At 49.4% G+C, this 15,688-nt stretch carries 8 protein-coding genes; all 8 read right to left on the bottom strand.

The window, feature by feature from the left end:
- Positions 1-22 precede the first annotated feature (22 nt).
- Positions 23-1,171 (bottom strand): hypothetical protein, encoded by a 1,149-nt coding sequence (locus tag NQ510_RS06770; RefSeq protein ID WP_005828571.1) that lies wholly within the window; start codon positions 1,169-1,171, stop codon positions 23-25.
- A 52-nt stretch (positions 1,172-1,223) separates the two neighbouring features.
- Entirely contained in the window at positions 1,224-2,687 is a 1,464-nt protein-coding gene (locus NQ510_RS06765; protein ID WP_005828573.1) for a DUF3868 domain-containing protein, read from the bottom strand.
- 13 nt (positions 2,688-2,700) lie between these two features.
- A complete protein-coding gene (locus tag NQ510_RS06760) occupies positions 2,701-3,273 on the bottom strand; it encodes a DUF3575 domain-containing protein (protein ID WP_005828576.1) in 573 nt (190 codons plus the stop codon).
- Positions 3,274-3,712: 439 nt separating this feature from the next.
- A complete protein-coding gene (locus NQ510_RS06755; RefSeq protein ID WP_005828581.1) occupies positions 3,713-4,633 on the bottom strand; it encodes a tyrosine-type recombinase/integrase in 921 nt (306 codons plus the stop codon).
- A gap of 700 nt (positions 4,634-5,333) precedes the next feature.
- Positions 5,334-6,245 (bottom strand): nucleotidyltransferase family protein, encoded by a 912-nt coding sequence (locus NQ510_RS06750; protein ID WP_005828584.1) that lies wholly within the window; start codon positions 6,243-6,245, stop codon positions 5,334-5,336.
- A gap of 125 nt (positions 6,246-6,370) precedes the next feature.
- Complete coding sequence (gene tamL, locus NQ510_RS06745; protein ID WP_005828585.1) at positions 6,371-8,725, bottom strand: translocation and assembly module lipoprotein TamL; 2,355 nt, start codon at positions 8,723-8,725, stop codon at positions 6,371-6,373.
- Positions 8,726-8,734: 9 nt separating this feature from the next.
- Positions 8,735-13,285, bottom strand: coding sequence for a translocation/assembly module TamB domain-containing protein (locus tag NQ510_RS06740; RefSeq protein WP_005828586.1), 4,551 nt, complete (start codon positions 13,283-13,285; stop codon positions 8,735-8,737).
- A gap of 107 nt (positions 13,286-13,392) precedes the next feature.
- Positions 13,393-15,687, bottom strand: coding sequence for a hybrid sensor histidine kinase/response regulator (locus NQ510_RS06735; protein WP_005828587.1), 2,295 nt, complete (start codon positions 15,685-15,687; stop codon positions 13,393-13,395).
- Position 15,688: the final 1 nt, after the last annotated feature.

The raw sequence follows: 15,688 nt of genomic DNA, 5'->3' as shown, positions 1-15,688 counted from the left end.
CTTAATTGGTGTGGGAAGATAATTATTCTGCCCAATCAGCATAAGTGGTTTCAACCTGCCATGCAGCCTCTCTTACAGTAACAGTTACACCCCACAGCTCATCACCACCTTCACCACCGGAGATATTCTTATCTTCCAGTTGAACATCTGTAATGCGGTAAACATGACCGGCAAGCAACACAATAGGAGCACCATTCACTTCAGACTTGTAGTTCACGATTTTAGCATAACGAGGTGTTGCCATTATCTCGCCCGTGTTGCTCGGTGTTGCCGTCTTGAAATAAATTTTAAAAATCGGATTTACAGAAGTATCATCTCCTGTTTCCGGAGCATAGAAGTTATAAGCAAACACTTGGGCTTTGCCATCTTCATCCGCTGCCGGCCAAGATAAATCATAATCCATAAAATTATTTGCATTTCCTTCTGCTGGGATAGCATCAAACAAGATAGCGTCAGTTCCGGAAGCTGTTCCCCCATTGTCACCAGGGAACTTATAATCGGTCAAATCACCTGTTCCAGTCGGTCTGATATTATCCATATAGACACCATCAATAGTCAATGTTGCATATTCACATTTAACAGATTCAACCTCCTTTTTATGCTTAATATTTGATACCTCCAAACGTGCTACAGGAATTTTCAAGTCTACGGTAGCTTCATACATGAAGAACGTTTTATCAGTATCACCATCTTTTGCTCCCGTATTGTCTCCATTCGTGATGTCTTCTAGAGTCGGAGTGCCTGTTCGGTTATTATAGGTGAAGTCTTTGGTTTCACCATAAGCAGGAATACTCTCAGTAACCTGCATTGTAACATCGTTAATACTTGTTGTGTAAACTTTCGTACCGTCATTCATTGATACGGTTACCAGCGTAGGATTTGTCACATTCCAAAATTTAGCTTCAGTTTCTCCTCTTGCCAAGTCAATCGTCTTGATTTTCTCTTCACCATCAAAAGTAGCAGTTAAAGACACCGTAGCAGGACCTGTTACTTTTATTGTACCATCCGGAGAGTCCGAAGTCACCGCACGACTATTTGCAGTCGGAGACACAATCTTGATGCTGACTGCACCATTACCTTGAGCCAAAGCATTTTCAGCTTCATCTTCATTCCCACATGCCGCGAATGCCAATCCGACCAAACCCAGCATAAAAAATCTGTTTAACTTCATAATTTAAAGTATTAGTAAAAAATATTCGTTTTATGTATCTGTTCTGTCTTTCTTACAAGTCGGCCACTACGCCTGCCACCTGCTCCAGGTTGGTGCGTGCTTCCCGGCTTCCTGCCTGCACTGCTTGCTCCAGCACCGCCTTTGCACGGTCGTACTGCTTCTGCTTGGCATACGCCACACCCAGCGCGTTCAGCACCCTGCCGTCCTCTTTCACCTCCGAAGCCTCCAGCATCGCGATAGCTCCCTGCACGTCTCTGCCCTCCATCTTCAGGCAGGCGGCATTCACCACAGCGGCGGCGTTCTTGGGATAAGTAGCGGCAGCTATGCGCAGCGCTTCTTCATAGTCGGCAGTACCCTTGCCATAAGACTCCGCCACCGTGTAGATTTCCTCCACGCTCAGCAGGTCCGGGCGGGTCTTTATCTGCTTCTTTGCCTCCTCCAGGTTGAAGCTACGCACGCTGTACTCTATCTTGTATTCGTTGCGGCGCAGCGGGCCGTACATCTCGTTCAGCAGGCGGGTATAGACATCCGGTGATACGGACTCGCGGATACGCTTCTCGCAGGCGTCCTTGTCGCCCTCGCACTCGTCGATAAGCCTCAGCACCTTGTCGATGTCCAGCAACTGCGGGTGCTTCTCCACTTCGCGGCGCAGGCCTTCCCAGTCCTCACCCATGCCCGCGACGTGCCACAGAGAAGCATCCATGTGGGTATCTTTCCGGGCATATTCGGCCAGGGCGTTTGCACGCGATTCGGACAGCTTCTGATTGAAAGCCACCGAGCCTTCGGGCGAGGCGTAGCCGGTGATGTAGATGCCCGTAATGGTCAGGTCGGGGTTGGTTTTTACCACGTTGATGGAGCCTGTCACCGTTTCCAGCTCCGCGCGGTTGTCCTTGTAGCGCGGGTCCACATCCGACTTTCCCTGGCGGAATTGCAGGCGTGCCACGCGTACCTCGTTGCGCACCTTCACCGCTTCACGCTCCGGTGTAACGAAAGGCGTGACATACCGCGGGGTGAAAAGCTTTATGAAAGGTGCCTTTACCGTCGATTCTTCCGTGGCCGCCGTGCAGTCCAGGCAGCCCGTCATCCGCTCGCGCAGCACTAGGCGGCTGTCCACCATCCAGGGCTCATAGGCAAGCTTGGCGATATATTCCACCCGGCTCTCACGCCCGGAGCGGAGTACCGTGTAGGCATTGTCCGTGGCAGGAGAGGCTCCTGTCAGCGCCTTCTCGCGGCGGTGCACGCGGCTGCGCGTCTTGCCGTCCACCACTACGGGGGCGAGCACGGCTTCGTGCGTGCCGTCGGCAGAGACCACTGCCGGATGCAGGCACACGCTCTTCTGATTACCCACACGCAGGCCGGTCAAGTCCAGCGTCATGCGCAGGCTCACCTCGCTACCTTGTTTCTTCACTTCTTCGTTCACCACCTTCACATCGATAAGGTTGCCCTCCTGCGCATATCCTCCTAAGGAGGTGCACAGCAGCAGGCCCGTGACATATAGCATTCGTTTCATTTCCATGTCCTCCTTCTGTTTACTTGATTACATAAATAAGGGAGATGGCGGCTTTCGTCACCCCCAGATAATTCTTGTCTCCCTTGCCTTTCCATTCGCCACAGCGTGGGCAGTCGTAGCGGTCGTAGTGCGCACGCACGTAGCCCAGGCCCAGGCTTGCCTCGAAGCTCCAGTGCTTGCCCAGCACCCACTGGTAGCCGTAGGCAAGGCCCGCGCCGTAGTAGTAGCCCTCATAGCGGTAGTCCTCCACCGAGGGGTAGATGCCGAAAGGCAGCTTCACGCCCCCCACGTTGTATTGTCCCCCCAGTAGATGAAGTCCCATAAAGTGTCCGTTGAAGCGTTCGCAGAACCAGTAGCGCGCCTCGGGCTGCGCCATCCAGTGCTTCCACTTCTTGTTGTCAGAAAATGAAAAAGGATTATAATTGGCGGACAAATCCAACGTCCACCGGGGGGAAAGGCCTATTTCGGCACCCAGGTTGAAGGTGGTCGTGGCATCATAGAGCAGGTTTGTCTTTACCGCCACATTCTGGGCAGACAGGGAGATGCCGATCATCAGAAAGATTATGCAAACACTTTTTCTCATATTCTTCATATTTAGTATGTGTGTAATTTTAGTACGTGTCCATGGCATCCCCGGAAAGGGGATGATTTAACAGTCCCGTTACTTTGTAGGTAACGGGAAACGACCATAGGAGGCCGCAGAAGCCGCTTATGTAGTAAAATACACTACTGTTCAAGGGAACCATGGAAAGAAAAAGGAAGACATGAACAGACAGCCCGTGTTAATTTAACCTAACACGGGAGCACCGGCGTTATGCATTTTCTCAAACTGCATTGCCTTGTATTATAAGAAAATACCGCTCAGAAAGCCTTTCTGGGGCTATTTTCAACTTTTGATAAGAAAAAGTCGCTTTTTTCTTGCTAATTAAAAAAATCATGTTGATATTTGCGAACAGAAAAGATTCCCGTTACCTACAAAGTAACGGATGTCCGGCATAGTATTCGCCAGGAAGCAGATTTGTCGTAAACTCCTAATTCCAAGCATTATATCCATCAAAGACATACGAGAGTATGCCCCTGTTCATTTCTTGTATTTGTTTGTCCGAATGTTTTTTGAAGTAAGTTTCGGTTACCTTGACCGAGGAATGTCCCATGGCATTGCTGATGAGCTCCTGCTGATAGCTCCTGAAATTGGCAATGGTAGCCCAACTGTGGCGGGCACTGTAGCTGCTCAGCCCTTCCACCCCACTCATATCCCGTGCCAGCCTGCCAAGGCAATAATTGAAGTGGCGCAACGCATTTTGGTACTGGCGGTATTCGTTATTGCCCGGACGGCTGATAAACGGGAAAAGGTAGGGTGATGACTCATCGGGGTTCTTCAGACGCCGGATAAGCTCCATAGCTTCGGGCTCGACGCGCACCGTGAGCCATGCCCCCGTCTTGCGGCGGCGATAGGCAATGACATTGCCATGCATGTCGCAACGGCGCATATAGGCGATGTCCACAAACGGGATGCCGCGAAGCATGAACAGCAGCAGGAAAAGGCAACGCGCCGACTCCAGGGATTCATCATCGACGGGAGCGCTGAGCCTGCGAAAGGTCTCTTCGCCCACCGCGCGCTTCACCGTCACCTTGGTGCCGGTATATACACCTTTGAAAAGCCGCGAACGATAGGGCGCAACACCGTCGTCCACCGCGCGGAAGTAAATGGCACGGAGCATGCGCATGTAGGTGGAGACGGTGTTCCACTGCAACCGGCTGTCCAGCAGATGGTCTTGAAAGCTCTTCAACCAGGCAGGAGTCAAGTCCTTGAAATCCAGAGTCTCCTCTCCTTCAAATTCCATGACGCGTCGCAAAGTGCTCTGATACACATGGGCGGTGCCCATACGCCGTTCCTCCTTCAGTTGGGAAACGACGGATGCCATGTAGGCAAAAAGATTGTTTTGATTCATAATCTCTCGATTTTAAAATATGAGTAATCGGTTCAAGAGGATAAAACAAATATCCGACTACAATTTATTGCTTTCGAGGAGAGATTATACTGTTTTTACGGATTTTTATTCATTGGGGGACTGTTCAGAACTCAACAATCGTCCATAACGGTAATACACTGACAATCAGAGAAAAGTTTTGCCAACCCCTTGCCACACCTTTGGCAAACTTTTGCCAATGCGGTGGCAAAACCCTGCCAATTAAGAGACAAAAAGACACTATAACTTCGACAATACCTCCGGCAAAGCAGCCAATAAATAAAATGGTAAGTTCACCAGCCGGAAGCTTTTACCTTCTATGGTCTGCACCTTATCTATCGAAAAGTTTCCTATAAGGATTATCTGCCCACTTGCGCAAGTCTTTCATTATACTTCGTTCAAACATCTGTATTTTAGCTTACAACATATCAGCAAAGAGAAGCATTTGTTTCATTGCAGAGGTATTCTCCTCTTCAGTGTTCGAAAACTTATATCTGCTATCGCTTAGACGCGGATGACGCGGATTGAAATATGAAAACTCCGCGTCATCCGCGTCTAAAAAATAATCACAAAGAACGCAAATACAGAGCTTTCCGGCAGACTCTCCCACTATACACAAAAAGGCTGCCTCACGATGCAACGTGAAACAGCCTTTCCTTATAGTAAAGTATTCAAGTTCTTCTTAGAACAGCTTCGCAGGATACTCGCCCGCATCCACCAAAGCCTGAATCTTGTCGACTACACTCTGACGGTCTTCGGGATAAGTCACACCGAACCACTTGCTGGTTGTATCGAGCACTTCGCAGGTAGCAGTGCCATTGTTAATCAGCTTATCCACCATCAGCGGGATGAAGAATTCGCTTTTCAGATTCTCCATATTCTTCGGGTCGCTCAGGAAGCTCTTGAAAAACTCTGCACTGTAAGCAAAGTAATCGGGAGTAAAGCCCCAGAAGTTCATGCTGACCGGAGTCGTCTCGGGAGTGGCAGTCCATTCACCGTTATCATCGATGTACTTCACCTCGCCGTCCATACGCTGAATCTTGGTACGCTCTACTACAGAAGTCAACAAGTTGTTTGCATCCGTTCCGCACAAACCACGGGATACGGTACCGCTCTCGCTCAACGTATTGCCGATGCGGAAGCCTACCATGGAATATACGTTTTTGGAGCCTTCGGGAAGGGCTGCAAGGAATTTGCCCATTACCTGGAAGGAGTCACGACCGTAGAAATCGTCGCAATTGATAACAGCAAACGGTTCCTTTATTACATCGGCACCCATCATTACAGCATGGTTGGTTCCCCAAGGTTTGGTACGGCCTTCGGGGCAGGTGAAGCCTTCAGGAAGGTCATCTATGGACTGGAATACCAGTTCGCAGGGAATATGGCCTTCGTATTTGGAAATAATCTTGTCGCGGAAGTCCTGTTCAAAATCTTTACGGATTACGAAAACGAGCTTGCCAAAACCGGCATTGATGGCATCGTAAATAGAATAATCCATGATAGTTTCGCCATTCGGTCCCAATCCGTCCAATTGTTTCAAGCCACCATAACGGCTGCCCATACCGGCTGCCAATAAGAATAAAGTTGGTTTCATATTAGTTATTATTTAAAAAGGTTAGTGTATCATAGTTGATAACGGTTGCAAATGTACAAAAATTTATGTCTGACAAAAGGGAGTTTTAGTTCATTCTTTACCACTATCCGTTCAAAAACGTACATTTAGAACGGATAACCGATGGCAAAATGCAGTGCCATACTATCCTTGAACTTAGGAATATTGTAATATCCCGACTTTCCGGTATCATACGGGTCGTGAAGCCCGATACCCAAATCCAGACGGAAAACAAGGAAGTCCAGGTCATAGCGTAAGCCGAATCCCGTACCCAAAGCAATCTGTTTCGGGAAATTCTTCAAGGTGAACTCACCGTTCGGGCGATTTTCGTCCTTACGCATCAGCCATACATTGCCGGCATCCAGAAACACCGCTCCATGCAAGTCGGCAATCATACGGAAGCGATACTCGATATTGGCTTCTATGCGAATATCACCCACGTGGTTGATATAGGTATATTTTCTGTCCGTCTCGGGAGGATAGCCGCCCGGACCTATACTGCGTGCAGAAAAGGCGCGCACACTATTGGCACCGCCGATATAGAACTGTTCCGTATAAGGTGCAGTCGTAGCGTTGCCATACGACCATATCACCCCTCCGGCAATACGCGAGGCTATCATTTGGTTCTTGTCTATCCGGTAATGGTACCTGAATTCCGAGTTCAGCTTCAGGAACTGTGCAAAAGGTACCCCGAAAAGCTTCTTTCCTTCCTCACTGAACGGCTTGCCGAAAATACGGTAGACGGCAGAAGTCAGGTTACCGGCCGACGCAACGGTGGTCTGCCACCAGATGGGGTTACGCTTGCCGCGCACGGAAGCGTTGTCATAAGTATAGGTGTACTCCATGGCAGGAATGAACTGGTCGCGCAAACTAACGTAGAGTGCCGGATTCTCGGCACGCAACGTATCGAAAGCGGCAGTAGGATTACGCAGCACATTGAATGTCAAACGGAAAGGAGTTATACTGTGCCTGGAAGTCGATTTGGGCTGGAAGTCATAAGTGACATTACCGCCAAAAGCCAGCAGCTTATAATACTTGGCACGGTTCATCTGGTCGGCATATAAACGGAAAGTCGTTGTAGCCGGGAAGTCATACTCACGGTCGCCCATCCTAGGAAACACCACGCGCGGAAAGATGAGAGAAGTGGAAATCCCCAGTTCATAGCTGTTCATCAGGGAAGAACTTGACTTGCCCGTCTGCCATTCGTACGAACCGTTCAACTTCACATTCCAGCTTTCACCGCCACCGAAGACATTGTTCTTCGTCACCGTAAAAGCGGCACCCGGTCCCGTCTGGTTATTGCTCTTCATGGTGACATTAAAATCCAACTCCGCATCGTAGGGTTTATCGAGCGCGGCAATGACCCTCACATCCAATGTATCAGACACAAACGCCGTATCACGCGGTATATACTGCATCTCCGCATAACGGAAAATACCGACGCTTGCCAGACGCTCCTGAATACGGGTCTGACGGTACAAACTATACAAACTCTGCATAGAACGCTGGCGGGCAATACCTGCGCTGTCCTGTATCTGACGTTTCCGCCGATAACCTTGATAGTTCAACCAACGGTAAAGCATGTTGGGACGTACCGGAGGTTTGTTGTAGTAATGTATGGTCAAGCCTTTGTAATCCATGCTGTCATTGGGTTCCTGCCCCTGCTTTCCAAGAAGATAGACGGATTTACGCCCCACACGGAACTGCTTCTCGGCTACCTTTGGCATACCGGGAACGGGAATCAAGCGCATCTGGACATGCCCATTGGGAACCATCATGGTATCGGCCTGATAGGTTAGGTAGTCGGGACGGAAATAATAACAGCCCACATTACGCAGCAGGGTACTGATACGGGTACGCTCCCCATCCAAATCAGCCACATTGAATTGTTCTCCCGAACTGATAAGGGAACGTCGGCGTCCCAGCTCCATAATGCGAGTGGTACGCTCGCTGAAACCACGATAATATACCGTATCTATAAAGTAGGGGTTACGCATGTTCACCGTATATTGCAACTTTGCCTTCAGCGAGTCCTTCGGGTCGATAAATGTCTTGTAGCTGACGCTTCCGTTGAAATAGCCATAATCGCGCAGCAAGTTAACCGCCGCCTTCTGGCGTATATCGGGATTCACCGTAGACATAAGCACCGGAGTGGCGGCAAATTTATTGAATATCCACTTTCCGAATCCCTTCTCATACTTCTGGAAACCATTGTAAATCCACAGTCCGAAAGGAAAGGGATAGCGGATAGTAGAGCTTCCCAGCAACGAATTGTTCGGTGCCGTAGCAAGGGCGGCTTCCACCTCTTCCATAGCAATCTCACCAACAGACGTTTCACTGCGGTTCAATACAATCATCGGCTTTTGGCCGGTATAGAGTATCTCCCCCTCGGGCAAGTGCTTCGTGGTGGAGCAACCTGCCAGAAATATCAATCCTGCAATATATAATATCAGTCGTTTCATATCACATTCCTACTTTTTCATATCGCTATTTTCAGCCTCCGGTTTTATCTTTTTCTTCCTGAAGATGAAGAGTTCACTCAATCGGTCCATCTTCCGGCGCAGCACAAGGCCGACACCCGTTTCGGTTATCTCACCGTCGAGTATGCTTTCGTAGTTTTTATTATGGAATACACGGACATATCGAGTACCCGACGCATCAAGACGGTATTCCAGCGATATATTGTCAATGAATGATTCCGCATCGTTCGTGGCATTGGCCCCGGTGGACACTTTTCCACCGATGACTATCTGTACGCGGTCGTTGAAGAAACGCTGGGAATAACGAAAACTGAAGTCTTTCTGCGTGTCACCCGTTTCAGCAGAGGTACGGTCTTCCACACCTACACTGATATTGGCCCCTTTTATACCTCCCGCCAAGGAGTTTATCTGGCTCTGAAGCACTGAGTTCAAGGCGGCTCCCATTGACAAACCTCCTCCTTTGGCACCACTGTTCAGGTAAATACCCGTGGCAAGCATGGCAATGGCCTGCTTGCTACGCTCTTCTGCACCCATTGCCTGCAGCTCATTCTCTACTGCGGCATCTTCGGGCGCCGAAATATCGAATATCAAATCGGGAGCGTCAAGCCTGTTCTTGATGGAAATGGAAACATCGAAGTTCACCATGCGCGAACCGTCCCCGTCACCATCGGCCACAGAAGCACGCATACGTTCCGTAGCCTTCAGACTCAGCGTAGGATTCATAATATTCCCCCGCCAATCCACATAACTGCCGGGATTGAACTGGAACTCCTTCAACGGGATGATAGGCAGCGAATATTTCATGACGCCACCCGAAAGGGTATAGCGTCCGGTAAGGCTCATATCCCCTTGGGGAGTATACTGCATATTCAAATCACCGCCACCTTCCAGTTCGATGTATTTGCTGCGGTCGGGACTCAAGTCAGCACGAAGACGGACAGCATCGTCAATATGGACGGACATATACATTTCCAATCCTCCCAAAGACATGGCAGGAACCTCATCTGCTTTTACCGACGTCGTATCGGTGAACGAGGTAAAGGTAACCAGCCCACTGAGACGGTCTTCCACCGTTAAAGGGGAATCGGTCAACACGTAGGTTACGTTGGTATTGCCCAGCAAATTCATGTTTCCACGCATCGTGAGCCCGTCAAGCGGCCCCTTCACCGTGGCATGCAAGTCGACGAACACCTTTCCATACACCAGACTTTCGCGGGTACGCGGTGCATCCAGCAACGTATAGTTCTCTGCCAGCAGATTGAGGTTGGCAGTAGGACGCTCCATATTCCGGAAATCAACCTTACCGTCAATCGTAAACGGATTCTTGCTGGTGGTATAAATGGCAAACTTATCAAATATCAACTGATTGTCCTTTATCTGTACCGGACGGTTGTCGAACCAGTAACGTGCTCCCGCCTGGCGTGCATAGACAGACACACTGTCCAAAACAATATCACCATGCATTTGAGGCTTGTCCAGCGAACCATAAATATAAAGCCCTCCATCAATATCTCCGGTAAAGGCCACCGTTTGGTCAGGGATGAATGCATTGGCCATCTTCAATGGAAAATGCTCGAAACGGGTGGACACTTCCAGGGTATCCTTTCCGTTCTTCTGCGTCAAGATACCGTCGGCGGTCATCACTTCTTCATTATCATATGTAAAATAGGTATTCAGATAGTGCGTATTCTTGTCGCCCGGCAACCAGGTAGCCCCCAGGCCGATGTCTCCAACCGGTTGGCGTTCGTAGGTCAGTTTCTCTACATTGGCTTCGGCAGACACCTGCAGGGAAGTGGCAGTCTGTATATAATTTGCTTCGGCAGAGAACAATCCCGTAAGCCGGGGCATATAAGGAAGTACCTCCGTAAGTTCATCCAGGCGCAATCGGCTCAGTTCTACGTTTATATTCTGCAAGGAAAGGGTATCATTCTTGTCGGATTGCATACGGAAACACAGACCATCGTCGCTGTCCATATCAATATTGGCATAGACGCGCATATTCTTATGCAGATAAATCCAGTTACTATTGTCCGCAAAGTGGAATTTACGGAAAGCGATAATCGGCTCGGCAGGAATAAGGTTCAGCAGCACACCATTACCGCGACCGTGTCCTTCGGTCAACGGACGGGCATTAATACCGAATAGAACACCGGTCTGCCCTTTTCCATTCACATAATCCACAGTCAGTTCCGCATCTTCATTACGGACTTCACCCGTCAGTGTGCTACGGAACACAAACTGCGGGTTCTTGGGACCGTTTATGACACCACCTTGCAACTTCATGCGGGCAGTATCCTGCTTCACTGTAAAAAATATCGTATCGAGCTGCAAGGAGTCCATGCGCAATCCGTGAACAGCTGTACGTCCATTGATGCCGACTTGCGGAGTAAATCCGAAGCTCAGTTTGAAATCATTATAGGAAATACCCTTTGCAGCCAGGAAATAGCTGACGGGATTCTGGTTACCGGCTTCCAGATGCATGCCCGCTGAAGGAAGGACTTGGCGCAAAGCGGCATGGTCCAAACGCCGTTCATCAATCTGCTTTGTCAGGATAGAGACAAATTTATCCGACTGTTCCATCAACTTCTTCAACGTGCTGTGAGCGCGGAAACGCAGATTCAAGTCACCGGCATCAAGCCTCAACTTGAGAGAATCATGACGTGCCTCCGCTCCCATTGTAAAGGCAAACGGGTGTTGCAATGGTCGGGGCACCAAACCCAGCTTATGCAGATTCACCTCTTCCACATTTAAATCCAAAGCGCCATCCAGATAGTTGCGGTCAAGACGCATATCCGCATTTCCCTGCATCTTGAGAAGGACATTATCGCTGGCAAGACGGACGGTAGCAACGGATGACTTGAGTCCGGCATGCACATCTACACCGGAAATGTCCCAATGGCCATACTGTAGTTTTTCCAAGGAGGCATTCAAAGCGGCCACAGTTTTTCGTGATGCCACATCCACCCCTTGCCCCTTAGCGGACATCTTTGCCGTAAGAGTATAGATAGAGTCCTTGGGCAGGAAGTGATGCACCTGCAAGTTGTTGATGGCAAGGTCGGCATGGTAGGCTTCCGTAGCAAGATTATAGGCGGCGTCCAAATTCAAGGCGCCTTCCTTCTCCTTCAGTTTCAGGGCGGCAGTGCACTGCGCCCCCTCCATACCGAGACGTGCCGCAAGGTGCATACTGTCCGGCACAATGATGGAGCCATCGGGAGCAATGTCAGCTAGTCCGGTCAGGAAGTTCAAGTTCTGCGTATGCATTTCGAAGTCCATGCTTCCATTACGTTTCACACTGTCGGTCAAGCTCCAGAATTCTCCTCCCCCACTCAACGAAAAGGCTCCGGGCAGCTCAGCCGTAAAACGGGAAATCTGCATCTGCTTCAGGTTTCCTTCCGTACCGGCATGAATCACCAACGGACGGAACGGATAGGCTTCCTTGAAAGCTTCCGGCAAGCCACCGGCAAAAAGCAGTACATCCTGTTTGCCGATACGGGCATTGAAACGGGCTGTCAGACGGCCGGTGGTAGGTATATTTATCAGTTCCCAGTAAGTCTGTGCCGTAAGGTTCATCTCACTATGAGGTGTCAGCAACTTCAAAGAAGGGATACGGATAACGGTAGAATCGGCAAACAACCGCCCGGTCAGGGAAGTTACACTCAAACCGGAACGCTCATACATGGAAAATTCCCGGATAACGGCATTCATATCTCTGCCGTAGTACATCACAGAATCAATGCCCAGGCGAATGTCGCGAAGAGCAATGTGCGAGGGGTCGAAGCCTATCGCACTCCCCGGGCCACCGGTATCATAATTGACAGAAGTTCCAGTCAGCAGGAATTTTCTCCAGCCATAGAACTGGTGTTTCAGGTCGGCAGCAGCGTCCGCAATCTCAGCATCTCCTATATGGGCTTTCAGCCCCATGGAGTCCAATGGCATCTGTAAATCGACCGAGACGTTCTTCAACTTCAGAGTATGGAGTGTGACTTTCCAGTTTAACGCAGTGTCAGTAGTGTCTTTGGGAGTCTCAGTGGTATCTGCAAGCATCACCTGCACATGGGTATCGCTCAATTCTATATTATTGAGGATGGCATCTTCTTTTGTAAGGTCTATGCCATGGCTTTCGAAAAAGAAATGCCCCAGTACTCCTTTGATGCACATACCTTCCATTAAATTGGAGGAGTTGACAGCAACTTGTTTCAAGGTAATGTCATCCACCTCCACTTTCCCTTTGAGTAAAGGCCATGCCTGTACCCGTACGTTCAAACTTCCAAGATTCAGCAAGGTATCGGGATGCTGCACATCAACAGCACTGTCGGCAGGCTGTACCACCAATACACCGCGGACCAACAAATTCAAAGGAAAGCGAAGGTCAATCCGCTCCACGGATATGTCCATACCCGTAGCACCTGATGCAATTGCCGTAGCCTGCTTCCGTATCAAATTCTGTACGGGAGGCACATAAAGCAATATCATCAATATTATAAACAGTATAATAGGAGTAAGCAACACCCACAGTGCTGTTCTCAACCATTTTCTTCTCATCGGAACGTCAATCTTTCATCGTATTTAAAAGTCCTACAAAGTAAACAATTTCTTTCGACATTTGGTTCCCGACAGAGAAAAATCACGTATTCTTCTCTGTTCCCCCATTACGGAAAAGCTGTTGCCTGAGTAATGACATCCTCTATCAAAACGAGGGCGGCAAGGGCGTGTTCTTTCAACTCTCCGGTAAAAGGCACTCCATGAGAAGTTTCCAACAGTTTCAGCAATGCAACCAGTTCCGCTGCTCCAATTAAAGTAAAGAGGGGAATCATTTTGTGGGAGACAGCAGCCATCTCGTCCACATCCTCATTCTCCACAGCCTTCTGCAAACGCTCCGCATTGAGGCGGGTTTCAGCCACAAAACTTTCCAGAATGGACTTTGCCGCCTCGGGGTCATCGACCGAAAAAGCAGTGAGCGAAGAGAATTTATACCCCGGGCAAGCCGAAGTTTCCGAAACTTCCATAACCTCCATCCCTTTGTCCTCCATATTCAATTCATGTAGCAATTCACTGACGGTAAACGGCTTATGCAGGCATCCGGCAAATCCATGCACCGTAAATTCCTCACGCTGCATGTCACTGCGGGCAGTGACAGCAATCACCGGAACAGACTGTGCCTGCGGTATGTTCGAAGCACGAAGCAGTTTCAGTAAATCAAAACCATTAATAGCAGGCATCTGCACATCAGTAAGCAGAACATCAAAGGTTGCAGTGCGCAAGGCATCCAGCAGTTCATCCAGTTGTAAACAAGAGACAGAATTTATACCACTCTGCTGAAGCATGGCGGCAGTAAGGGTAAGCTGAATACGGTCATCATCGATAAGGAGGACATTCTTCAGTGAAGAATGAGGAACGGGGAATGAAGAATTGCCATTCGGCGTGGCAGCACATCCCGATTCTTCATCCTTCATTCTCCGTCCTTCACTCCTTACGGGATAGATAGGAATATATATGGTGAAAGTGCTTCCCTTGCCTGGCACACTGTCTACATCAATCGTGCCTTCAAGCAACTGTACCAGCATACGGACAATGGAAAGTCCAAGTCCAAACCCCTCTTTACCCTGAGCACCCGGTAAGCGGGTAAACTCCTGGAAGATACGTTCCCGGTCGGCAGGTTCCATACCTTTACCGGTATCAGCAATGGCAACTACCAGTCGACGGTCCTCGTAACGGGCAGTCATGGTAACACTGCCTTGGTCCGTAAACTTCACGGCATTGGACAGCAAATTGTTGATAATCTGGCGCAGACGCAAGGGGTCGCAAATATAGGTACCGCCCAGCTCCGGGGCAATGTCGCAATGAAGCGCCAGTCCTTTGGCAGCCGTAAGTGGTTCAAAACTGACGTGTATCTCTTCAAGCAGGCGGGAAGGATGAAAGGTGACCCGGTTGATTTCGGCCTTGTTCAAATCAAGACGATGGAAGTCGAGCAAATCAACGACCAGCTTCAGCAGATGTTCCGATGAGGTTTTCATATTGTCCAGATAGAACCGCTGACGCTCATCCACCGTCAGACGGGAAAGCAAGTCGGCATAGCCCATAATAGAACCGAGCGGGGCTTTGAAATCATGGGTAATGGCAAGCATCAGTTTTTCACGGACAGCGAGTAAATCCTCGGCACGACGACGGGCCTCTTCCAACTCACGACGGTAACGGTTGCTTCGGGTTATGTCGCGGCCGATGATAATAAGAAAAAAAGCGGAAAGCAACACCGCACCTACGGCAATGCCACTGATAATCTTGGCCGAACGGCGTCGGACCGCTTGTTGATACTCGGCTTCCGTCCGTGCACGCAGCAGAGTTTCCGTCTCGTAATCTTTCAGCAAGCTGTCAATACGAGCGGTCAGCATATGGTCCAAGCGTTGCAGATAGCGTTTACGTCGCTGTATAACAGTGTTTACAGCTTTTTTCTGCTGGGCCACGGCACGCAGTTTCTCATGCAAAGAATCGGCCGGATTATAGGGTTCAATCACCGTATCCGTTGCAAATTCAAGGGAGGTCTTTACCTGGATAGCCGTATCTTTCTTTGGGGGGACAAACACTTCACCCAAACGACGGAAAAACCCCTTCTTCCGAGGGCGTGTCACGACGGTATCCCGATGTGTAATGATACGGTGCTGCACACGCTGCTGGGTCACTACCGAGTCCTGCTGGGCAATTATCTGCTCAATGTCACTGGTGGATACCATGCTGTCATTCGCCTCACTCAGCGTGCGCAGCATTTTTATCGTATTGGTATCCTTCTCGCGTATCAAAGCAAGCACGCTGTCTGTCCATTGTACATCGCGGTCATCAGTAAGAATAAGGTTCTCCATTTCCCGGTGTACGAAAAACAAGGAAAAAAACAATACCGCCAGCAACAAAGTGTAGCCTACGGCAATCTTTACTTTGGAGACATTATTCATA

The sequence above is a fragment of the Bacteroides uniformis genome, from assembly GCF_025147485.1.
GTDB classification, from domain to species: Bacteria; Bacteroidota; Bacteroidia; order Bacteroidales; family Bacteroidaceae; genus Bacteroides; species Bacteroides uniformis.
The sequence above is the reverse complement of the archived record's forward strand: the minus strand, read 5'-3'. Positions and strand labels throughout refer to the sequence as shown.

Bases quoted from the DNA above. Each gene is read 5' to 3' on its own strand.
- NQ510_RS06770 (WP_005828571.1), bottom strand. From the start codon at position 1,171: ATGAAGTTAAACAGATTTTTTATGCTGGGTTTGGTCGGATTGGCATTC.
- NQ510_RS06740 (WP_005828586.1), bottom strand. From the start codon at position 13,285: ATGAGAAGAAAATGGTTGAGAACAGCACTGTGGGTGTTGCTTACTCCT.
- NQ510_RS06765 (WP_005828573.1), bottom strand. From the start codon at position 2,687: ATGGAAATGAAACGAATGCTATATGTCACGGGCCTGCTGCTGTGCACC.
- NQ510_RS06735 (WP_005828587.1), bottom strand. From the start codon at position 15,687: ATGAATAATGTCTCCAAAGTAAAGATTGCCGTAGGCTACACTTTGTTG.
- NQ510_RS06760 (WP_005828576.1), bottom strand. From the start codon at position 3,273: ATGAAGAATATGAGAAAAAGTGTTTGCATAATCTTTCTGATGATCGGC.
- tamL (WP_005828585.1), bottom strand. From the start codon at position 8,725: ATGAAACGACTGATATTATATATTGCAGGATTGATATTTCTGGCAGGT.
- NQ510_RS06750 (WP_005828584.1), bottom strand. From the start codon at position 6,245: ATGAAACCAACTTTATTCTTATTGGCAGCCGGTATGGGCAGCCGTTAT.
- NQ510_RS06755 (WP_005828581.1), bottom strand. From the start codon at position 4,633: ATGAATCAAAACAATCTTTTTGCCTACATGGCATCCGTCGTTTCCCAA.